Raw genomic sequence first — 22,555 nt, 5'->3', positions numbered from 1 at the left:
CCTCAGCGCTGACCGAGCGGGCGCAGGCGGTATTGCGGCGGCAGCTGCTCCATGCCGCTGACGGTGACGTTGAGGTTCTTCCAGCGGCCGTCCTTGATGCCGTAGATGCAGCCATGCACCGCCAGCGGCTGCCCACGATGCCAGGCGTTCTGCACGATGGTGGTGTGGCTGACGTTGGCCACTTGCTGGATCACATTGAGCTCACACAGACGATCGACCTGCTCTTCTTCGCTGGGCAACTGCGCCAGGTGTTCGCGGTGCTCGTAGTAGAGGTCGCGAATGCTGCGCAGCCAACCGTCGATCAGGCCGAACTGAGTGTCTTGCATCGATGCGCGCACGCCGCCACAACCGTAGTGCCCGGTAACCAGGATATGTTTGACCTTGAGCACATCGACCGCGTACTGGATCACCGACAAGCAGTTGAGGTCGGTGTGTAGCACCACGTTGGCGACGTTGCGGTGCACGAACAGATCGCCCGGCAGCAGGCCGACAATCTCGTTAGCCGGCACCCGCGCATCGGAGCAGCCGATCCACAGGTACTCGGGCACCTGCTGCTGGGCCAGCTTGGCGAAGAACTCGGGATCTTCTTCCTTGATCGCTTCGGCCCAACGCGCGTTGTTGTCGAAGAGGTGCTGTAAATCGCTCATGCGTCACTCCCGGATTCGTCGATGCGCACCATAGGAGCGCCACCGGCTTTTGACAAGCGCGAGTGGTTGCCGTCCCCTTGAACAGACGGCAGCGGGCATGATCAAGCGCGACGGCGACGCAACAACCAGAGAATCAGCAACACACCCGCCAACAGCACCAGGCTCACGCCCCACTGCAGCGGCCCGGCATAACGGTACAGCTCGGCTGGCTGCAGACTGGGCACACGCAGCATGCGTTGCTCGGCGGCCGCACCCTGGGTCGGGATATCGGCGAGCCCGTCACCGTCCAGATCGGGCAGGCTGCGAATATGGTCGAGCAAGCCCTGCCACTCTTTATATTCCTGCACACCAGGCTGCTGCGGATCGGCATCAATGATCGCGTCCTTGATCGCCGCCAGTGGCCGTCCCTCGGCATCCTTGGGCTGCACGCTGAGCAGGCCCTTGGTCAGATCGCTGACCAGCCAGGTAAAGCTGCCGACATAGCTGGTGGCACCGATGCTGTAGAGCCGTTGATCGGCCAGGTCCAGCGGCATGTAACCCTTGATCGGGTCGCCCAGTTCAATCCGGCTGACCCGATCAAACGGCACGCGCCAGGGGTTGTAGCTGAAGCGCAGGCCGGACACGCGCGGGTAATAGCTTTTGCTTTCGCGCACCTGATAGGCCAGCAGCAGCACTTCGAGCAGGTTCTTAAGCTCCTGCCCGCTGACATACACCTTGATCAGCGGATAACCCGGCGCATCATCCAGCTCGCCAACACCCAGCGGAGCGATGCGAAACAGGTCAGACACCGCCTGCACGCCATGCCGGCCCATGATCATATTGTCGCGAATGGTGCCGTTGCCAGTAAACGACACATCACTGCCCGTCGCGTGGCGCAGCGCGTCGGTGACCAGATTGCCGAGAATCGGATCGTCATGGGCGCGGGTCAGGGTTTTATCGACCTTGGCCAGCGGCTGGTCGAAGGTGTACCCCTTAGGCGCGAGCATCTGCGCACTGACCACCTGTTTGAAGTCCTCGACCTTGGCAGTCACCGCAGCGCTGCCGGCAATCTGGTCATTGATCGGGTGCAGCTGGTAATCGACCACCTGCGGTTTGCCGTCCGCCGGCAAACGCATACGCAATTCACCCAGGTGCTGAATCTCGGAGCCGGCCTGCATCACAGGCGTGCGCCCATTGACCAGCACAGGCTGCGCCAGAGCCGTGTGCGAGTGACCGCCAACAACGATATCGATGCCCGGCACCTGCTCGACCAGCTCGACCTCTTCACCGCGCCAGCTGCCGTCTTCCTGCTGCACCACCCCCATGTGCGAAAGCAGAATCACCACCTCGGCACCCTCCTCGCGCAGCTTGGCGACCATGGCTTGGGCAGTCGCGACCGGATCGGCAAACACCGCCGGTTTGATCATCGGGCTGACTGCCACGGCGTTGTTACCGAGCAGGCCGAACAAGCCAAAACGAATACCGCCCTTGTCGATCAGCTTGTAAGGCGCAATGCGCCCGGCCTCGTAATGAACCTGCAGGCTGTCGTCTTCCTTGCGCGCCGGGTCAAAGCCGAGGTTGCTCGACAGCAGCGGCATCAGCGCATCGCCCTTGATCTTGTGCGCCGAGCTGATCATCGCGGCCAACCCGGCCGGACGAAAATCGAATTCGTGGTTGCCCAGGGTCGCTGCGTCATAGCCCAGCTCGGTCATCAGGCGCAGCTCGCCGCCGGTTTCGCGGGTCACGGTATGAAACAGCGTGCCCATGCTGAAGTCGCCACCATCGAGCAGCAGCACTGGTTGTTCACCGGCAGCGGCGCGGCGCTGATCCAGCAAGGTGGCCAGGCGCGCGACGCCGCCGACGGTATCGTCATCGCCGGTGGTCGCTGGGGAATATTCGTTGTTCGGGCCAAAACCGAGCAGGCGTGATTGCCAGTCGTTGGTGTGCAGGATGGTAAAACTGCGCTCGGCACTGGTGGCCTGAGCGGTGGCGAATAAGCAGAACACTGCAAGCAACGAAGCAGACAGGCGCATGACAGATCCTTAGGGCAATGGGCGATAACCGCGGCTGCCGGGAGTATGCGACAAGCCCTGCGCCAGGTCAGCGGCGAATAGCGCCGCTGGCGGTAGCCAATCGTGTCAGTACATGGCAGAGCGGGGATCTAGTCAAACAGCGGGCAGACCATCACCAAGGCATCCTCACGGCCACCGACGGCTGGGTAGTAATCGCGACGCCGGCCAACCTCGTTAAAGCCAAAGCGCTCATACAGGCGGTAGGCCACCTGATTACTCGCGCGCACCTCCAGAAAACAGTCATTGGCACCCTGCTTCTGGGCCTCCTGCATCAGGTGTTCGAGCAGTTTCAAACCCAGACCACGCCCCTGGCTTTCCGCCTTGACGGTGATATTGAGCAGGTGTGCCTCGTCCATGATGATCTGGATCACGCCGTGGCCGACCTGCTGCTGGCCTTCAAACATCACCCAGCAGTTGTAAGCGGTCAGGCTGTCGGTAAAGATGCCGCGCGTCCAAGGGTGGCTGAAGGCGGCATATTCGATTTTCAGCACCGCATCGATGTCCGCCGCTGTCATCGGGCGGAAGCTGATTGCATCACTCATTCAGGTTGACTCGGCAAACGGTAGAACCCAGCCAAGCGGCCGGGAAAGATGTCTTCAATTGGCAGCCAACCAGCGCTGACGCACGCGGCGCATGGCTTGCCACAGCTCACGCTTGCGTTCTGGCTCATCCATCAGCAGTTCCAGGCCCGGCAGCGCCCAGGCAGCGCCCAGCCCCTCGACCTGCAGCTCGCGGTTGTAGGCGTCGGCAGTGGCTTCCCCGGCAAAACGAATCGCCGGCAGCCCCACCAGCCATAGGCAACTGCACGGTTCCTGCTCTTCCAGCCGCGCGCCGACAAAACTCTGCACATATTCCAGCGCCGCTTGCGGACCCTGGTCGATCTGCCCGCGCACCAACAGCGGCCAGCGCACCGGCTCGCCAATCAGTTGCGGACTGTCCGGCAGACCGGCGGCGCGCAGCAGATCCTTGAGCAGCAGATACGCCGGATCACGGCCTTGCAGTGGCTCGCCGGTAGGCAATTCGACCAGTACTGCACAGGCGCCAGCACGCAGCAATTGCAGGGCAAAACGCGGTGGTGCGACGGGCGTTGGCTGGGACGTGACCTGCGTTTCGGCGTCGACTGTAGTCGGTTCCACCTTAGCCATGCGCCCCTGAGGCGCCGGACGCGGCACTTCGATCTTGGGGCGGATAACAGGCGCGACAACGGCGGTTTCGGCACGCGGCGGCTCATAGGCCGGCGCAACTTCAGCCACCGCCTGTGGCACGGCAGCGGCCACCTCCTGCTCAGGCTCGGCCTCAACCAGCGGCTGCAGCAATTCCGGGCGCGAGGGCGCAGCAAACGGTAACTCCACACGCGGCAGCCAACTGGCCACCTGCATGGCGCTCAGATAGGCACGACGGCGCAGTTCTGCAATCAAACGTCAGCCGCCTGTGGATGCGCCTTCTGCCCGGCCTGCATCAGGTTCAAGGCATTGACATAGGCCTTGGCTGAGGCCACGAGGATATCGGTGTCGGCGCCATTGCCGTTGACGATGCGCCCGCCCTTTTCCAGACGAACCGTCACTTCACCTTGCGAGTCGGTCCCCTGGGTGATGGCGTTGACCGAATACAACTGCAGATTGGCCTCGGAGCGGGCAATTGATTCGATGGCCTTGAAGGTGGCATCCACCGGCCCCGAACCCTGGGCATTGCCACTGTGCTCGGCACCTTCCACGCTGACCACAACCTGCGCCTGTGGCACTTCGCCCGTTTTGCTCGCCACGTCCAGGGTAATCAGCTTGAAGTGCTCCGGTGCCTCTTCGGCCAACGTATCGGACACCAAGGCCTGCAGGTCTTCATCGAAAATCTCGTGTTTTTTGTCAGCCAAATCCTTGAAGCGAGCAAAGGCCGCATTCAGCTCAGCCTCGCCGGCCAGCACGATCCCCAGCTCGTCCAGACGCGAACGGAAGGCGTTGCGCCCGGACAACTTGCCCAGCGACAACTTATTGGTGTGCCAGCCCACTGACTGGGCAGACATGATTTCGTAGGTTTCGCGGTGCTTGAGTACGCCGTCCTGGTGAATACCGGACTCGTGGGCAAAGGCATTGGCGCCGACAATGGCTTTGTTCGGCTGCACTGGGAAACCGGTGATGCCCGAGACCATGCGCGAAGTGCTGAGGATGTGCGGGGTATCGATACGCGTGTGCACGCCGAGCAAATCTTCACGGGTCTTGATCGCCATAACGATCTCTTCCAGCGCGGCATTACCAGCGCGCTCACCGAGACCGTTGATGGTGCACTCAACCTGACGGGCACCCGCCACCACAGCCGCAAGGGAGTTGGCCACAGCCAGACCCAGGTCGTTGTGGCAATGAACGGAGAACACCGCCTTGTCGGCATTGGGCACACGGTTGAGCAGCTGGCGAATGGTCTCGGCGTACTGATGCGGAATCGCGTAGCCGACCGTATCCGGGATATTGATAGTGCGCGCGCCCGCGTCGATGGCCGCTTCAATGATGCGGCAGAGGAAGTCGATTTCGGACCGACCGGCGTCCTCGCAGGAGAACTCCACATCGCTGCACAGGTTGCGCGCGCGTTTGATCGCATGCACGGCCTGCTCGACGACCTGATCCGGCTGCATGCGCAGCTTGTGTTGCATGTGGATCGGGCTGGTGGCGATAAAGGTGTGAATGCGCCCGGAGTTGGCGCCTTTGAGCGCTTCCGCCGCGCGATCGATATCAGCATCCAGAGCACGCGACAGGCTGCACACGGTGCTGTCCTTGATGCTGTCGGCAATCGCCTTGACCGCCGCAAAGTCACCGGGGCTGGCGATGGCGAAGCCGGCTTCGATCACATCAACCCGCAAACGCTCCAGGGCCTTGGCGATGCGCAGCTTCTCCTCACCGGTCATCGACGCGCCGGGGCTCTGCTCGCCGTCACGCAGGGTGGTATCGAAAATAATGACGCGGTCGTTGCTGCTCATGCTGGTGTCCTCACGGAGTCGCCGTAGCACGCACCCGACGTGGGGGCGCGTGTCGATAAGTCTTGATTGTCGCGTGAAATGCCACGGGCGGGAAGCGTGGAGTCATCGACTCGGCCCCTAAGCCGACGGCGTCTACGCCAGAAACAAAACGCCCGCCAAATGGCGGGCGTTGGGCTGATTGAGCGAGCTAGAGTCCTGCAAGGCAAAAACAGGCGAAGAAGCGGAGTGTACTTTTGTACATGAGCATTCTGAGCCTGTTTTTAACGCAGCAGGGCCGACGTGCAGCCAATCAGAGGGCTTGATCCCAGGGACGGTCGCCATTGGCGTCTTTGATGCGCGTCGGTAGCCCCATCACATCGAGCAGCTTTAGGAACGGTTCGGCCGGCAACTCTTCAACGTTGGCCATGCGCGCCACATCCCAATCGCCACGCGCCACCAGCAGTGCCGCCGCGACCGGCGGCACGCCCGCCGTGTAGGAAATACCCTGACTGTCGGTCTCCACATACGCATCTTTGTGGTCGGCGACGTTGTAGATAAACAGCTCGGTTGGCTTGCCGTCTTTGGTGCCTTTAACCAGATCACCAATGCAGGTCTTGCCGCTGTAGCCCGGTGCCAGCGAGGCGGGATCCGGCAGTACGGCTTTGACCACTTTCAGCGGCACAACTTCAAGGCCTTCGGCGGTTTTTACCGGCTGCTCGGAGAGCAGGCCGAGGTTTCTCAGCACGGTAAACACATTGATGTAGTGCTCGCCGAAGCTCATCCAGAAACGCACGTTGGGCACGTTCAGGTGTTTAGACAAGGAATGCACTTCGTCATGCCCGGTCAGGTACAGATTCTGTTCGCCGACTACCGGCAGGTCGTCGGTGCGTTTGACTTCAAACATTGAGTTGCTGGTCCACTGGCTGTTCTGCCAGCTCCAGACTTGGCCGGTGAATTCGCGGAAATTGATTTCCGGATCGAAATTGGTGGCGAAGTACTTGCCGTGCGAACCGGCGTTGACGTCGAGGATGTCGATCGACTCGATGCTGTCGAAGTACTGTTGCTGCGCCAGTGCAGCGTAGGCATTGACCACGCCCGGGTCGAAACCGACGCCGAGGATGGCAGTCACGCCTTTTTCCTGGCATTCGGCCAGGTGCTTCCACTCGTAGTTACCGTACCAAGGCGGTGTTTCGCAAATCTTGCCCGGTTCTTCGTGGATAGCGGTGTCGAGGTAGGCGGCGCCGGTCTCGATGCAGGCGCGCAGCACCGACATATTGAGGAAGGCCGAACCCACGTTGATGACGATCTGCGATTCGGTTTCGCGGATCAGTGCTTTGGTTGCTTCAATATCCAGCGCATTGAGGGCAAAGGCCTTGATCTCGGCTGGCTGTTTCAAACTGCCCTTGGCGTTAACGCTGTCGATGATGGCCTGGCATTTGGAGATGTTGCGCGACGCGATAGCAATGCGACCCAATTCGTCGTTGTGCTGCGCGCACTTGTGGGCCACCACCTTGGCGACACCTCCTGCACCAATGATCAGAACATTCTTCTTCAATTGTTTCACCTCCTGGGTACTGCGTTATTGAGAGAGTTGGAGCGGGTTTACAACACGTCGGGTGGATGATGCTTTTGCATCCACCTGCGTGATTTCAGAGCGGTGGACGAAAAATACCGTCCACACTACGGATCAGCTCAGGCTGGACAGGTAATCGTCAAAGCCAAATTCGCGCACCACTTCGACGCTGCCGTCGAGTTGCTTGACCGCGATGGAAGGCATTTTCAGGCCGTTGAACCAGTTCTTCTTGACCATGGTGTAACCGGCGGCATCGATAAACGACAGGCGATCGCCGATGGCCAGCGGTTTGTCGAACTGGTATTCACCAAAGATGTCACCGGCCAGGCAGGACTTGCCGCACACCATGTAGGTGTATTCACCGCTGCAGGGTTCCATCTTGGCGTTGAGGCGGTAGATCAGCAGATCGAGCATGTGTGCTTCGATGGAGCTGTCGACCACGGCCAGGTGCTTGCCGTTGTAAAGCGTGTCGAGCACCGTCACTTCCAGCGAAGAACTCAGGGTGATCGCTGCCTCGCCCGGCTCCAGATACACCTGCACACCGAAGCGCTCGGAGAAGGCTTTTAAGCGTGCGCAGAACTGATCAATCGGATAGCCCTCACCAGTGAAGTGAATCCCGCCGCCGAGGCTGACCCACTCGACCTGCTCCAGCAGATGGCCGAAGCGCTCTTCAATGGTCGTCAGCATCTGGTCGAACAGTTCGAAGCTACCGTTCTCGCAGTTGTTGTGGAACATAAAGCCGCTGATCTTATCCATCACCGCGGCGATCTTTTCCGGATCCCACTCGCCCAGGCGGCTGAACGGACGCGCCGGGTCGGCCAGCAGGTAATCGGAGCTGCTCACCTGCGGGTTAACGCGCAGGCCACGGATGGTGCCCTCGGTGGCCTCGGTGGCCTCGGCGAAGCGTTCAAGCTGGCCAATGGAGTTGAAGATGATCTTGTCGCAGTTGGCGACCATCTCTTCAATTTCATCATCGGCCCAGGCCACGCTGTAGGCGTGGGTTTCGCCGGCGAATTTCTGTCGGCCGAGTTTGAGTTCATACAGCGAGCTGGACGTGGTGCCGTCCATGTATTGCTGCATCAGGTCGAACACCGACCAAGTGGCGAAGCATTTGAGCGCCAGCAGCGCCTTGGCCCCTGAGTGCTCGCGTACATAGGCGATCTTCTCCAGATTGCCCAGCAGCTTCTGTTTGTCGATCAGGTAGTAAGGCGTTTTGATCATGGCGCTGCCCCTGCAAGGTCGGCTAACGGGAAGCCAGTAGGCTCCCCCCAAAAAAGTGGAGGCGAATTGTGCCGACAACCGGCACATATCGAAAGGGCAACGGGGATATTTCCTCGATTCAGCGACCATTGGCGGCGATTGGGCGCGCGATGGAAGCCCACAGCACCTGCCACCGTGCGCCAGCAGAATGACCAACAAGGATGACAGGGGCATGACGGCATACAGCGCCTGCGCGGCGCTGATGCGGGGGCTCAGTTGATCGGCGTGGCCGTCAGGTTGGCGCGGATATCGGCGTTTTGCAGCTTAACCCCATACATCGAGGTCACCGCACCGCCGGTGGGGTGAACATGCTGAATCCGGTCGATATTCACTTCTTTGAAGTGCACCCGGCCGTTAACCGCAAAACCCAGCGGATCAGGACTGACGGGGGTGCAACCAGAGGCGGTCTTGCTGCACACCTTGGTCGGCGCCACATCGAGGTTAAGGTCGACGTTAAACCCATAGGCATTGGCGTTCGGGTTGCTCGGGTTGCCATCAGAGGTGTGGAAGTTGTCCACCACCAACTGGCTGCCGGTGCCGTTCACCCCATTAACCCGCCCGGTTTCAATGATGATCTGATTGCGTTTCTCGTTGTTCGATACGCTATTGGCCGGGTTACCGGAGCCATCACGCACGAACACATTCTTCAGCTTGACCGAGATGCCTTCGTCGCCCCGGTCCTCCCAGCGACCGCCGCTGGCCGTGCAGGCACTGGAAGTGCTGCCGCTGCCGCCGACGCACAAGGCACCAGCACCGCCCGAATTGATGGCCAGGGTCGAGCCCTGCTCATAGCGCTTAAGCACCAGACGGCCAATGCTGCTACCGGTTTGCCGATCCCCCCAACGTACGTCGTTCACGTCAAGCTTCGACCAGTACGTGCCCTTACGCAGCTCCACGCCGTTAGTGCTGATGTCCAGCGAGCCTTCGCGGTAATGCATGTCATAGCTGCTGCCTGAGAGCCACAGACCACGACCGTTTTCATCCACGGTAATCGCCGCATTCGCCTCGGTGATATAGAAGTCGGCGTTGTAGCGCAGCCCATCACCCACAGCACCACCAGCGCGCAGAGTGACCTGGCCGTTGAGGGTGAAGTCGTAGGCCGGGAAAATTTCCATCAGCACCAGCAACTCAGTGCCGCCCTGGAGTGGCGCATCAGCCGTACCCACTCGCAGACCATCGAAGCTGTAGCTGCCGACCACATTCTTGAAGCCCAGGCGCATGCCATCGAAATGACCGTTGTAGCCGCCGCTGTTTACATCGCTGTTGGTGCCGGCATAGCAGCTCGTGCTCACACCGGCGGCGCAGCTCTTGGTCAGATCAAAGGTAAACTGACCGGTACCGTGGGTACGCAGGCCGCTGAACCACATGGTGTTGCCGTTATCGGTGAGTGCCAACGAGCTGTTGACCATGTTCCAGCTGAGGTCGGCGCTGATGCCTTTCTGCCCGGAGTTGGGGTCGCCGCCCGGACGCAGTTTCAACCAGTTCTGCCGCGCACCCTGATCGAGAAAATTCAGATCCACCGCCAGGCCGCCGAGCTTCTGATTGCTCGGGTTCCCCATGATCAGACCACCGAGGGTGGCGTTGAACTTGAGGTCCTGAAAGGCAATTTTCGCGTAGCTACCCGCGCCGTCCTGCTCCAGATCCACTGTCAGTCCAGAGTTGCTGATCAGGCTGCCAGCAAAGTTCTCAGCACGCAGTACGCCTTCATCCTGATACTGGAACAGGCTGTTGGCGATGGTGATATTCGGTTTGATCCGCAAACCTTCGCCACTGGCGCCGCCACCCGCAATGCTGATGCTGCCGCCCAGGCGCAAATCCATGTTCAGCTTGCCGAAGCTGCGTTGTGCATCCACGTCACGCAGATCGGGGGCGCCCGGTGTCACCGCCACGCCGGTAGTGGGGTCGCCATGTGCCAGGTCGAGGCCGATGCCGGCAATTGAGCCGACAAAACGCGAGGTGCCCAGGTCCAGTTTGATCTCCTGGCCGCTGCCGCCGCTGACGATGTCCAGGTAGGCGTTGTTCAGGTAAGTATCGAACGACAGGCCTTTGACGATCAGGTCAAAGCCATTATCGCGGTAATAGAAGGTCGCCGCGCTCAACGACAGTTGACTGTCATCCACGCTGAAACCGCTGACGCCACTGGCCCCGCCGCCACTCAATTTGAGGCTGGCCCCCAGGGTGAAAAACGCGCGAAAGGCGCCAAAACTTTTGCTGCTGCCGGCCAGCTCGATGTTATCGACGCTGAGCACCTGAGCACTGCCGCTGTGCTGCACCTGCAATTGCTCACCCACCACGTCCAGCGTAGTGGTCGAACTACTACCCGCCGTTTGCGGCGTGCCACTGACGCCTTTGAGGCTTAGGGTCTGACCATCCTGTTTGTAGTCAATACTGCCTGCCGACCAGCCGGCGCCAGTGGTTTGCAGGCTGATGCCGTCGCGCCCGCTGACGGATGACAGCGCCTGATCATCCAGTGCCTGCATGGCCTGCGTCAGCGGACTCAGAACTGCGAGCAACAACAGCGAATGACGGTGCATGGCCCTGCTCCTCAATTCTGCGGAAAGATCAGCACGTTGCCCTGCATACGGATGGCGCCGTCGATCTTCGCCGAGAAGATATTGGTCTGCTGGTAGGACGGATTCCCGCCATTAGCCACGCTCAGGGACTTGTTCTGCCAGCCGCCCTGGTTGGCGACACCAAAGGCAAAACTGCCATCCTTGAACTTCACCTCGTTGGGCAAGCCGAACTCCAGCACATCCTGATTGAACGCAGCACCGTCACCATTGAAACCGCTGTTGATGGTGCGCGTACGCAGAGTCAGGCCTTCAAAGCTGAACACGCCCTTGAGGTTATCCAGCACATACCAGCCGCCCTCCGCCTCGGAGCGAATTGCCACACGCATGCCACAGTTTTCCGGCGTCGTAGCACCCGCATTGGCGCAGCTACGCTGACTGGCCGTCCAGGTGCTGGGGTTATTGCTGACCGGCTTGCTCCACAGCACGCCGCCATCCTTGTTGATACTGAACTCACCGGACAGATAAACCCCGCCCTGGCCGTTCATGCTGCTCAGGGTGTCATCGTCCAATGCCTGCATCTCGGCAAAGGCCGGCATGGCGAGCAGCGCGCTGATGGCTAACCAGACTTTAGAGATCACGGCTGGTCACCTTCAGGTAGTTGATGCTGAGCCCCTGGATGGCGTTGTAGCCAAAGTTGTAGCCACCGGTAGAAAAGCTACCTGTGCCGGCTTTGAGGTTGTCGATCACGATATTGGTGCGTGGGGCGTTGGCATAGAAGTCACTGGCAATCGCATTACGCTCTGCCGCAGGCCGCGCACTGCCATTGGCGGCACGGCTCACCGGATTGGGCAGCTCCAGCACAAACTGGCCGTTACTGCTGACATCAAACAGCAACGGCTGGCTCTTGCCGTAACCCAGCGAAATATTGGCGAAGGCATTGCTCAGTGTCAGGGTGCGGGCAGTCTGCTCCTGGGCGGTGGTGCAATTGGCCGTACCGGCCGCGCAGGACATCAGTTGCAGGCTCTTGGCGAACAGATTCACTCGCGCCTCACCCACGAACTGCCCGCGCGGGTCATCGCCCCATAGCCGCAGGTAACTGCCGTCCATAACCAGTTCGCTGATATCAAGATTGATGATGTCAGTACGCCCGGCGGCAACCTGGAAGTCGAAGCGAATGCCCAGATCAACTCGCTCCGAAGCACGGCTGGAGCAGTTGCTTCCGGCAGCGGCATATCCGCTGATACATGCCTGCCCACCGGCACCGGTTAAGCGCTCGGGAAACTTGAACTCCAGCACACTGACATTGCTCGGCGTGGTCTGCACCCACTGTCCATCATCACGCAGGGTGCGCAGGGTTTCCCCTTTGGCCAAAGTGATCTCGAAGGGATGATCCAAACGACCAATATTTACCGGATCCAGGTTTGCACCTTTATTACTGCCGGTCGCCCCCAGGTAGAACTCTTTCACCGAAATCGGCACGTTCTGCCCTGAAGCATTGTTGATGTCATTGATGGTGATCACCGCACCCGAGGCATCCAGCAACACACCATCCAACACGAAACCAAATCCGGCGCCCTGAACAGCCGAGAGTTCCTGGTCATCCAGCGCCTGTAACTCAGCCTGAGCTGCACCCGTCAGCAGCATCAACGAAACAACAGCAGTCAGCGCGCGCATGATCAGCACCCCGCCGTAGCTGTGCCCAGGCAGGTGTCCTGGCGTGGAATACCGTTCAGCGCCTGGTCGAAATCGAACTTTATTCCCGCCACTAGGTTACCGTTGGCATCGCGGTACTTGGGAATATTGAGGAAGGCGCCGGCCACTGTATTAATCAAACCGGCAGTATCCATATCGCGCCACTGCATATCCTTGAGTTGCAGGGAAATAAAGACCCCCTTGGCCGCCTGATCCATACCTGGAGTATTGACGTTGCCGATATTCAGCGATTGAAACTGACTGAGGTTGAAGCAGGTGCTGATGCCGATGATCTGACAACCCTGCGAAGGAAAGGAATCAAGCAGCCCGCCTAATATGTTGCAGTTGGCCACGCACTGCACAGACGAACCGTTTTTCAGCCCCGCTTGATCGGCGCGAATGGCGTCGGGAACGCCGTTATTGACCAGCTCGGCCTCAGCCTTGACCGTGGAGTTATTATTCACTGTGGCACCAAGCAGCAGCCGCTGAAAAAAGTTGGCTTTGTCCAGCAGCGGCTTGGCCTTGCCCTCCAAATCCACCGCGATCTTGCCGGTCAAATGCGAGATATCCCCCGAGAGCACACCCTTGGCCTCGCCGAAGCCGATGCGTACGCCTACGACCTTATTGCCCTCGTAGGCCAGTTCAAGATAGGGATCGATGATCTGGAAAGGATTAATCGTATCGTCGGGACCGACCGTGCCCAAGGCAAAGTTGTTAATCAGGATGTCCGAGGCATGTGACTCGCCGCCGCGCTGATAGCCGCCCAGCTCCAGTTTCTTGATATTGAGCTGGGTATCCACCTTGAGGCCGAAATTGACCCGGGTGTAGTTGACCCCTGCGTTGCTATCGGTCGTCAGGTTGATAAAGGCCTGACCGGTCACTTCCGACAGCTCGTTATCTGCCAGTTCAACCATCTTGGCCTGAGCGGCAGTGCTGATTAATGCGGCACAGATCAAGGCGAGTGCAGTTTTGGCAAAGCCGAGGGTCGGACGCATGGCTGATTCCCTGTCGTTCTTATTTGAATGGCAGAGTCCTGCGGACTCCACGCCTTGATTAGCACTATAAAAAGCCGGCCGCCTAAATGTGCCGACCCATAGTCGAGAAAACCCGAGAATTCCGTCGCAGTCAGCCACCAGGCTGTTACCCATCACCACACCCTGGGTTACATCTGCCCGAGCGGCGCGCACAGACGATGACTGACACTCAAGCCTTCGCTGCGCCTTGCAGTACAATCGGCGTTTTTTGCGAAATGCCCGCGGAGCGGATGCCCCGATGATTGATCCCAAGCGCGTACTGCGCGCCCTTGCTGAACACTGGACGTTACTGGAGCCGCTGTGCGAACGCTTCGATGCCGGCACCCTGAGCCTGGTGGAACTGCGTAATCAGCTCGCTGCGCAGCTGCCGGATGGCAGCCCCACCGACATCACCGCCCTGCTCGACCAGTGGATTCGCCTGGATATCCTGGTACCGGTGGCCAAGAGTCCTAACCGTTTCGAGCTAAACGCACAAATTCACGATTTCCTCGCCTACCTGCGCCGAGAACACCGCCTGGGCCTGTGCCTGGAGATCGAAGCCTACCTGCGCCACTTGGAGCGCCTGGCCGGCTACATACAGGATGCCTTCGAGGTACGCGACGCTGCCGACCTGGCACGGCAACTGCGCCTGCTCGATATGCGTGTGCGCGATGTGCTGAAGAAGCTGGCCAATGACGAACAGGCGCTGGTTGCTGTGGCCGAGCGGGCCAAGACCAGCGACCGGCAGATCCCCCTGCGTCAGCGCTACGCCGAAGTGCTGGCCACCTGGGACGAATACGTTGAACCGATGATCCAGCTGGTCGCCGCCGACGGCGCTTTCGAACAAGGCGTGTACCGTGTCGAGCACGTACTGTTGCGACTGCTCGGCGAACAGCAGCGCCTCGGCCAACTGGTGGATGACGACCTGCTGCTGCGCACCCATGCGCGCATCCTGGAAATGCAGACCACCGCCCAACTGACCTTGCGCCGTGCCCGCGAGCTGCTGCTGCCACTGCGTGAAGAAGCGCGCCGGCACAACGCCGTGACCCGTGGCGCAGCCCTGGCCCTCGCGGCAATCCGTAAAAAGGGTCTGGACGCCGTACCGCAAGCCTCCCTGCCGCTGTTCAGCCGCCCGCAAAGTACATTTCTCGGCACCGCTTCGCAGGTCGAGGCCTATGTTTACGCCCTGGCCCGGTTCGAGCCCAAGCCGGCGCAGTTCCCCAAGGCCCATACCAGCCGCAAAGGCGAAGCCCCCCGCGCGCCGCGAACTGCGCGCGAGATGATCGAGCGCTGCGAGCAGGCTCTGCCATTGCCGGACCTGATGGTCTGGCTGTTGGACCAGGAACCTGAAGGCGCCACCGACGAATTGCTCTACTGGTTCTCGCGCCTGTCCCGCGATGGCCGTTTCCAGCGCGAGCGCCTGGAGCGCCGCGACTACCTCACCCGCGAGCATCAGGTCAGCCTGAGCTCCTTTGCCCTGATCAAGCCGGCCGGGACCACCGTATGAATATCGACCTGAAAGAACTGACCCAGCTCGCCCCGATCTTCCGCGAGCTGTTCAAGGGCTACCACATCAGCCGCAGCAACCCGGAGCTCTACAGCCAGCTGGCCAGCCAACAGGACCAGTACCGCGGCCTGTTCAAGGCCCTGGGCTATGAGCTGACCTGCGACAGCCGCGGTTTCTACTATTTCGTCCCCGAGCAGATGGGCGCCCAAGTGAACAAAACCGCGCAGCGGTTGGCATTGTTCACGTTCATTCTGGTCGAGCACCTGGCAGATCAGGGCCGTGATCCGCTGGCCGTACTCGACGGTGGCAGCCTTGGCCGTGACGAGCTGCCGGCGCTGCTAGAAAAATACCGCGACCTGTTCCTCCAGGCCGAAGTCACCACCCAAGAAGAGTTGGAAGAAAAGGTCATGCGCCGCCTGACCCAGCTCGGTTTTGCCAGCGAAGACAACGGCATCTACCGCTTCCTCGCGCCGATGCACCGCTTCCTCGACGTGTGCCTCTCCGTACAGCAAGACCGTGACCTGGCGGCTACCCTGCACAGCAGCCTGCCGCTGCCAACGCCGGTGCTGCTGGATGAGGAGGCAGAAGACGAGATCATCAGCCTAGCCGAAGACGATGCCGACGAATCCGAAGAAGACGCCCTGGCCCGCGCCATGGCCGAAGAACGTGACGCCCAGGAGATGGATGCATGAGCCAGGAACGCTACGGCATTCGCCGCTTCGCCCTATTGAATACCGCCGGCTACAGCCTCGGTCTGTTCCCGCTGGAAAACCCGCTGTCGGTTTACGGGGCCAACAACCTGGGTAAATCCGCCTCGATCAACGCGCTGCAGTTCCCGATTCTCGCGCGCATGTCGGACATGAGCTTCGGCAAATACAGCCTGGAGCAATCGCGCAAGTTCTACTTCGCCAGCGATACCAGCTATATCCTCGTCGAAGTCGTACTGCCCCACGGCCCGCATGTGATCGGCGTAGCCGGGCGCGGCCCGGGCGGCGGCTTCGGCCACCAGTTCTTCGCCTACCAGGGCACCCTGGATCTGGAGCACTACCAGAAGAACGGCACCTGCCTGCGTCAACGCGAGCTGTTCAACGCTCTAGAACGCGAAGGCATCAAGGCCTATGAGCTGAAACCCGAGGAGCTGCGCCGCCTGCTGGTCGGCGGGCACACCTCGATTCCGCTGGACCTGACCCTAATCCCGCTGCGCTCCACCAGCGAGCAGAGCCTGAAGACCTTCCGCGCGCTGTTTATCAACCTGCTGCATATGCGCGAGATCACCGCGGCAAAGCTTAAGCAGCTGTTCCTCGATGCCTTCGAGCACAGCCTGCGCTCCGGTAGCGTCGACTACATCGCCGCCACCGAAGAAGCCTTCCGCGATGTGCGGCGTATGGAGCAGGATTATCAGGCGTTGGTTACCGCCGGTCCCTTGATCGAAGCCCTGGCTGCCGGTGTGGCCCAACGTGAGCTGCTGCGCGGCAAGCTGCATCGCCTGTCGCCGCTGCTCGATTCGCTGCTCGGCACATGGCAGGACTATGCCGGCGCACGCCGCGAAGAGCTGGTGATCCAGGCCGAACACTACCGTGGCGAGCAAGACGGCCTGCAGCACGAGCAACGTGGCGGCACCCAAGAGCTGATGCGTATGGAGCGCGAAATCAGCGAGATCCAACGCTGGCTCGGCGAGCTGTCGGTACTGAAAAACCGCTTTGCCCTGGTCAACGATGCCAAGGTGCTGGAAGAGCAGCTGCTGGCCGCCAAGGATGCCCACGACGAACTGGCCGGCGCCCTGGCGCAGTCGCGGCAGTTCTCCGCAGAAGATCTGGATGAGCGCCTGCGCGATCTGGAAAAACGCCTGAAATCGGTCAAGCAGCAACTCGAACACGCCGACAACAACAGCTACTCGCGTTTGCGCGAAGAATTCAGCCAGGCCGATGTCGACCGTCTGATGCGCCTGTTCAATGGCCAGCTGTTCAGCCTGCCGCTGGGTGAAAAAGGCATTCAGGTCGCAGAGGGTGATGCCTGGGTCAAATCCCTGGAAGCCATCCTCGACGGCTTCAAAGGCGAACACTTCGAAGTGCCCGGCCTGACTATCGACCTCTCGCATATCGAGCCCCCAGCCCTGCAGGCTCTGGCCGACCGCGCGGCCCTGCGCGATCAGAAGGACCGCCTCGACCGCGAATACAAACAACTGAAAACCCAGCAGGCGGTAGCCTCCGACCGCGCCGCGAGCAAGGCCCAGGCCGAGCAGTTCTACCAGGCCGTACTGGATGCGCAGAAAGCCCTGGAGGACTTCCGCAAGAGCCAGACCCTGGCTGTGGAAGAGCCGCAGAAATTGGAGCAGCTGGCTCAGCTGGAAGGCGCTCAGGACGAACTCAAACGCGCATCCGATGCCTTTACCGAGCGCGTGCAGCAGCTCTCCGCCAAGCTGCAATTGGTCGGCCGTCAGCTCGCCGATCTGGAAGCTAAGGAGCGCACCCTGGAAGACGCCCTGCGTCGCCGCCAACTGCTGCCGGCCAACCTGCCGTTCGGCACACCCTTTACCGACCCCGTGGACGACAGCCTGGACAACCTGCTGCCGCTGCTTAACGACTACCAGGACGCCTGGCAGGGTCTGCAACGCATAGATGGACAGATCGAAGCGCTCTACGCTCAGGTGCGTCTGAAAGGCGTGGCCAAGTTCGACAGCGAAGATGACGTCGAGCGCCGCCTGCACCTGCTGGTCAACGCTTACGCCCACCGTCAGGACGAAGCCCTCACCCTGGCCAAGGCGCGCCGCGCTGCGGTTACCGATATCGCCCGGACCCTGCGCAATATCCGCAGCGACTACGACAACCTGGAACACCAGCTGGCGCTGTTCAACCGCGAGATCAACAAGCGTCAGGTGTCCAACCTGGAAAGCTTCCGCATCGTTCTCGCACCGAACAAGGATGCGCTCAAGCACATCGACCAGATCATCCACAGCGCCGGCCAATACGAAGAAGGCGAAACCCTCTCGGTGTTCGACCTGCAGCAGAGCAGCGAACAGGACAGCAAGAACGAGGAAGCCAAGGACTACCTATCGCGCCTGGTGGCAGCCAACCATAACCAGCTGGGCTTGAAGGATCTGTTTGAACTGGCCTTCGAGATCACCAAGGTGCATGGCCAGCCGGTAATCCACACCGATATCGATGGCGCGGCGTCCAACGGCACCACCATGACCATCAAGGCGCTGACCAACATGTACCTGTTGCTGCACCTGATGGACCGCGACCAGGCCGGCAAGGTGCGCTTGCCTTACTACCTGGATGAAGCGGCGGACATCGATGAGAAGAACCAGCAAGCGCTGATCGAAACCAGCCTGCAGTTGGGCTTTGTGCCGATTCTCGCCTCGGTGAAACCGCAGGTTTCGGCCCATGTCGCGATCGACCTGGAAGGCGGCAGCGGGCCGAATGGCATCTATATCGATGAAGCGGATTGGAAATATATCCAGCGCCGTGACAGTGCCAAGAACAAGGCAGAAACCACAACCGCAGCAATCGAGCCAGCCTAAGGCTGGCTCACCCGCCATAAAGCACAAGGGCCGCAATTGCGGCCCTTGTCGGTTATTTCTCCAGCGCGATCTTCGGTGCCCAGCGTAACCACTCTTCCTTGACCTCATCGTGCAGGGCAAAGGTCTGCCCAACCTGCGCCGGGCCGCCCATTTGCGGGTTATCCGGGGAGGCAAAGGCAATACCACCCTCCAGCAAAGCCTCCAGCGACTCGGTACGCACCTTCACGCCACTGAACAGCCCAGCATCCACGCCAATCCCGCTGGCATTCCAGAAGCGGCTGCCGGTTCGCACCAAGGGCGCATAACGCGGCTCAATCAGAATATGGATCAACACGCGATCCGAGGTTGGCCCCAGCTCGAAGTCGGTGACCTTGCCCACCGGCACTTCGCGGTAACTGACCACCACACCCGGCTTGATCGACCCACGCCGCGCCGCGCTCAACACCAGACGCAAGCCTTGCTCACGCACGCTGGCCTTGGGCGGTGCCTCGGCGGCGGTAAAGTCCAGTTTCAGTGCAGCCTTCTGTGCAGCCGGCAGCACTTCGATGTACTGGCCCGTGACCAGGGTTTCCAGATTGGCGGCCCGGGTCAAACTTACCTCGGGCTTGACCACCCAGAACTGCGTCCCCACGCGGGCAATCTGCTGGGTTGCCTGAGTAACGCGCGCATGCAGAATCACGGCCTGCAAATCATCCGTCAGCTCAATGCGCTCGACCTTACCCACATCCAGCCCCTTGTAACGAATTGCCGTGCCGGGGTTAAGCCCATCGCCACGGGGGACACGGATGGTCAGTGCAACCCCCTTCTCCAGCGCCTGTTCTTGGCTGCTGTACAGGTTGAAGCGCTGCACGCGCTTGTCATTCTTGGCGGCTTTCGAATCCGGGGTTTCAAAGGCGATCCCGCCAGCCAGCAGGGTTTGCAGCGATTCGCTTTTCACCTCAACGCCGGATAGACCACCTTTGAGGGTAATGCCACTGGCATTCCAGAAGCGCGTACTGTTGTTCACCAGATGCGTGTATTCCGGCTCAATGTGCACACCGAATGCCACCTGCTTGTTGTCGCGTGAGAGCTGATAGCTTTGCACCGAACCGACCTTGAGCTGCTTGAACAACACTGGGCTGCCAATTTCCAAGGAGCCACGCACGTCACTGAACAACACCAGATGCAAACCGGGCGCCGCCAGATCAAGCGGTGGCGCCTTGGGCCTGGCCGCAAAGTCACGCGACGGCGCACCGCCTTTCTCGCCCGGGCGTATGGCGATGTAGTTGCCCTTGACCAACGCTTCGAGCCCGGTAATCCCTGCTAGGGAAATCGACGGTTTGACCACCCAGAAATCCGTACCTTCTACCAGGTAGTCTTCGGTACGGGGATCCAACATCAGTTCGACGCGCGCACCGCTGAGGTCATCGTCAATCTTGAAGGTCTTCATATGACCGACTTGGATGCCCTTGTACATCACCGGCGTACGTCCAGGCTCCAGCCCATCAAACTCATGCAGAGTCAGGTTGACGCGAATCCCTGCCTGCGCCGTATCGAAGTCTTCATACAGGCGGAATGGCAGTGACGGATCGGTCGGAGGGCTGTCCTTGCGATGCTCCGGCGTCGCAAAGGCAATGCCGCCGGCCACGATGCTGGCCAGCGATTCGGTGCGTACTTTCACACCTGATAGCCCTGCATCGATAGACACACCACTGGCGTTCCAGAAACGCGTGTGTTTGCGCACCAGGGATGCGAACTCCGGCTGAATGAATACCTTCACCTCAACCTGATTCTGATCTTCAAGCAGGGCATAGCTTTTCACCCGGCCTACCTGAATCTGCTTGTAGAACACAGGACTGTCACGGTTCAAGGAACCCAAGCGCTCGGCCTTGAGCGTCAGGTGCAGCCCAGGCGCCGTATCGGCCAAGGGCGGCGGTTCATTGAGCGCAGTGAATTTGCGCGTAGGCTCACCGTCGCCGGGGCTGGCGGCGATGTAATTACCCGAGACTAACGTTTCCAGTCCGGTAATACCTGCCAGCGAGACACTCGGCTTGACCAACCAGAAGCGGGTATTGCTGAGCAGCTGATGCTCCACACGCTTGTCCATCTCCAGCGTCGCACGTATACCGCGCCGCTCGCCGCTGTCGTCAAGCTCCATCGCAGTCAGCTTACCAATCGACATGCCCTTGTAGATCACTTCCGTTTTGCCGGCCTGCAAGCCCTCTCCCGTCTCGAAGGTCACTTGGATTTCGATACCCGCCTCGTTATAGGCACGCCAGCCGAGCCAGCCACCGATCAATAATGCAATCAGCGGCAGCACCCAAATAGCCGACCAGTTCGAAGCAGGGCGTGCTTTGGCCAACGGCAAATCATTCATGGTCGTCATCCGAATCCGTGTTGTCCCATATCAGGCGAGGGTCAAAAGTTAATGCGGCTAGCATGGTCAGCACGACCACACTGGCAAAAGCTGTAGCACCGTAGCCCGGTTCGATACTGGCCAGGCTGCCGAAATTGACCACCGCGACCAGTATCGCGATGACAAAGATGTCGAGCATCGACCAGCGGCCAATCCATTCGATAAAACGGTACATCAGAATCCGCTGCCGCGCTGACATCGGCTGATGGCGTTGCACCGAGTACAGCAATAGGGCGATGCCCACCAACTTGAATGTCGGCACCAGGATGCTCGCGATAAAGACCACCGCAGCAATCGGCAACATGCCGTAGTTCACCAACTCAATAACACCCGACATGATGGTATCGGACTGTCCTTTACCCAACGAGTTAACCGTCATGATAGGCAGCAGGTTGGCGGGGATATACAGCACCGCCGCAGTTAGCAGCAGCGCCCAGGTACGCACAAGGCTATTGGGCCTGCGTTCATACAAGCGGCCGCCACATCGCGAACAGAACTGCTTACAGCTCTCCGGCTGACGCGGGTTAAGTTGGTGGCACTCGTGACAAATCAGCAAACCGGCATCAATCGCTCGCATGCTCATCCTCCCCCGACAGGGCTTCCCAGATTTGATGCGGCGACATCGTCACCTCCAGCCAGACCTGCACCAGTAACAATGCGACAAAACACAGCAGCCCTAGACCAATACTTAACTCGGCCAGATCCACCAGCTTGACGATGGCCACCAGAATGCTCATCAAGTAGACCTCAAGCATCCCCCACTCACGCATGTGGTGATAAATACGGTAAAGCAACAAGCCATAACTGCGCCCCATATCCAGTTGAATGCTCAGCAGCACAGCCAGCTGACACAACAACTTCAGCAGCGGCACAGCCATGCTGCAAAGAAATACCACCACGGCGACGCTTTGCATCCCGCTGATATACAAGCCGAGTACGCCTGTCCACACCGTATCTTCAGTGGTTTGCCCCAAAAGATTAAGACGCATAATTGGCAAAAAATTAGCCGGCACATAAAGCAATAAAGCTGCAAGTACCAATGCCAGACTCCGTCGTATGACATGCGTGCGATGGGTGTACAACTCATAGCCACAGCGTGGACACTCAACCCGCTCACCTGCAGCCGCCTCAGGTTTGCGCAACAACAGATCGCACTCATGGCAGGCAATCAGTTGCTTGAGTTCACGCTCGGACAGTGGTTCAGAGAGTGTCGGATCGGCCATAGAAGAACCCTTGGATAAGTGCGCTTAGGCATCATAGCCACGCCCTGTTTAGTTGCCTATCAAAGGCTGAGCTGGGCGTGGTTTGTTTTTGCGGCATAAAGTAAAACCCCCGACCAGTTTCCTGATCGGGGGTTTTGGTATAGGTGCTTGACGATGACCTACTCTCACATGGGGAAACCCCACACTACCATCGGCGATGCATCGTTTCACTACTGAG

General features: G+C 60.0%; 17 protein-coding genes. 3 read left to right on the top strand and 14 right to left on the bottom strand.

The window, feature by feature from the left end; genetic code table 11:
* Nucleotides 1–2: 2 nt before the first annotated feature.
* From can to HBN63_RS19780, 11 genes are all read right to left on the bottom strand, one after another.
* On the bottom strand, nucleotides 3–647 hold the full coding sequence (can, locus tag HBN63_RS19830) for a carbonate dehydratase (RefSeq protein ID WP_160088338.1): 645 nt from the start codon (nucleotides 645–647) through the stop codon (nucleotides 3–5).
* A 101-nt stretch (nucleotides 648–748) separates the two neighbouring features.
* Entirely contained in the window at nucleotides 749–2,659 is a 1,911-nt protein-coding gene (locus tag HBN63_RS19825; RefSeq protein ID WP_170050596.1) for a 5'-nucleotidase C-terminal domain-containing protein, read from the bottom strand.
* A gap of 128 nt (nucleotides 2,660–2,787) precedes the next feature.
* Entirely contained in the window at nucleotides 2,788–3,240 is a 453-nt protein-coding gene (gene rimI, locus HBN63_RS19820; RefSeq protein WP_170050595.1) for a ribosomal protein S18-alanine N-acetyltransferase, read from the bottom strand.
* Nucleotides 3,241–3,294: 54 nt separating this feature from the next.
* The gene (locus HBN63_RS19815) at nucleotides 3,295–4,116 is read right to left on the bottom strand and encodes an energy transducer TonB (protein ID WP_170050594.1); all 822 of its coding nucleotides are present in this window, start codon (nucleotides 4,114–4,116) and stop codon (nucleotides 3,295–3,297) included.
* Nucleotides 4,113–5,660: a 2-isopropylmalate synthase gene (locus HBN63_RS19810; protein ID WP_167145682.1), complete on the bottom strand. Its 1,548-nt coding sequence runs from the start codon at nucleotides 5,658–5,660 to the stop codon at nucleotides 4,113–4,115. The genes HBN63_RS19815 and HBN63_RS19810 overlap by 4 nt, the downstream gene beginning before the upstream one ends.
* A 289-nt stretch (nucleotides 5,661–5,949) precedes the next feature.
* Nucleotides 5,950–7,194 carry a saccharopine dehydrogenase family protein gene (locus HBN63_RS19805; RefSeq protein WP_170050593.1) on the bottom strand — a complete coding sequence of 415 codons (1,245 nt, stop codon included), beginning with the start codon at nucleotides 7,192–7,194 and terminating at the stop codon, nucleotides 5,950–5,952.
* Nucleotides 7,195–7,326: 132 nt separating this feature from the next.
* On the bottom strand, nucleotides 7,327–8,433 hold the full coding sequence (locus HBN63_RS19800; RefSeq protein ID WP_170050592.1) for a carboxynorspermidine decarboxylase: 1,107 nt from the start codon (nucleotides 8,431–8,433) through the stop codon (nucleotides 7,327–7,329).
* 251 nt (nucleotides 8,434–8,684) lie between these two features.
* Nucleotides 8,685–11,006: a DUF6160 family protein gene (locus tag HBN63_RS19795; protein ID WP_170050591.1), complete on the bottom strand. Its 2,322-nt coding sequence runs from the start codon at nucleotides 11,004–11,006 to the stop codon at nucleotides 8,685–8,687.
* Nucleotides 11,007–11,017: 11 nt separating this feature from the next.
* The gene (locus tag HBN63_RS19790; protein ID WP_345940503.1) at nucleotides 11,018–11,623 is read right to left on the bottom strand and encodes a DUF6160 family protein; all 606 of its coding nucleotides are present in this window, start codon (nucleotides 11,621–11,623) and stop codon (nucleotides 11,018–11,020) included.
* Nucleotides 11,613–12,659, bottom strand: a complete 1,047-nt coding sequence (locus HBN63_RS19785) for a hypothetical protein (RefSeq protein ID WP_170050590.1) — start codon at nucleotides 12,657–12,659, stop codon at nucleotides 11,613–11,615. Before HBN63_RS19785 ends, HBN63_RS19790 begins: the two co-directional genes overlap by 11 nt.
* 2 nt (nucleotides 12,660–12,661) lie before the next feature.
* Nucleotides 12,662–13,825: a DUF6160 family protein gene (locus HBN63_RS19780; protein WP_262499060.1), complete on the bottom strand. Its 1,164-nt coding sequence runs from the start codon at nucleotides 13,823–13,825 to the stop codon at nucleotides 12,662–12,664.
* A 124-nt stretch (nucleotides 13,826–13,949) separates the two neighbouring features.
* On the opposite strand from HBN63_RS19780, the gene mksB reads away from it, so the two are divergent.
* Genes mksB through mksF form a run of 3 tightly spaced genes read left to right on the top strand, consistent with a single transcriptional unit; the run spans nucleotide 13,950 to nucleotide 18,720 of the window.
* Nucleotides 13,950–15,197, top strand: a complete 1,248-nt coding sequence (mksB, locus tag HBN63_RS19775) for an Mks condensin complex protein MksB (RefSeq protein ID WP_170050589.1) — start codon at nucleotides 13,950–13,952, stop codon at nucleotides 15,195–15,197.
* Entirely contained in the window at nucleotides 15,194–15,889 is a 696-nt protein-coding gene (mksE, locus tag HBN63_RS19770) for an Mks condensin complex protein MksE (protein ID WP_090251390.1), read from the top strand. The genes mksB and mksE overlap by 4 nt, the downstream gene beginning before the upstream one ends.
* Nucleotides 15,886–18,720, top strand: coding sequence for an Mks condensin complex protein MksF (gene mksF / locus HBN63_RS19765; RefSeq protein WP_170050588.1), 2,835 nt, complete (start codon nucleotides 15,886–15,888; stop codon nucleotides 18,718–18,720). The genes mksE and mksF overlap by 4 nt, the downstream gene beginning before the upstream one ends.
* A 52-nt stretch (nucleotides 18,721–18,772) precedes the next feature.
* On the opposite strand, the gene HBN63_RS19760 is transcribed toward mksF, so the two are convergent.
* The 3 genes from HBN63_RS19760 to HBN63_RS19750 are packed head-to-tail and all read right to left on the bottom strand — an operon-like array spanning nucleotide 18,773 to nucleotide 22,338.
* Entirely contained in the window at nucleotides 18,773–21,076 is a 2,304-nt protein-coding gene (locus HBN63_RS19760; RefSeq protein WP_170050587.1) for an MlaD family protein, read from the bottom strand.
* On the bottom strand, nucleotides 21,069–21,692 hold the full coding sequence (locus HBN63_RS19755) for a paraquat-inducible protein A (RefSeq protein WP_170050586.1): 624 nt from the start codon (nucleotides 21,690–21,692) through the stop codon (nucleotides 21,069–21,071). Before HBN63_RS19755 ends, HBN63_RS19760 begins: the two co-directional genes overlap by 8 nt.
* Nucleotides 21,679–22,338, bottom strand: coding sequence for a paraquat-inducible protein A (locus HBN63_RS19750; protein WP_170050585.1), 660 nt, complete (start codon nucleotides 22,336–22,338; stop codon nucleotides 21,679–21,681). Before HBN63_RS19750 ends, HBN63_RS19755 begins: the two co-directional genes overlap by 14 nt.
* Nucleotides 22,339–22,555 lie beyond the last annotated feature (217 nt).

Origin of the sequence: Pseudomonas sp. WS 5011 (genome assembly GCF_012985775.1) — a bacterium.
In the GTDB taxonomy this organism is placed as follows: domain Bacteria; phylum Pseudomonadota; class Gammaproteobacteria; order Pseudomonadales; family Pseudomonadaceae; genus Aquipseudomonas; species Aquipseudomonas peli.
This window is presented reverse-complemented; position numbering and strand designations above follow the sequence as displayed.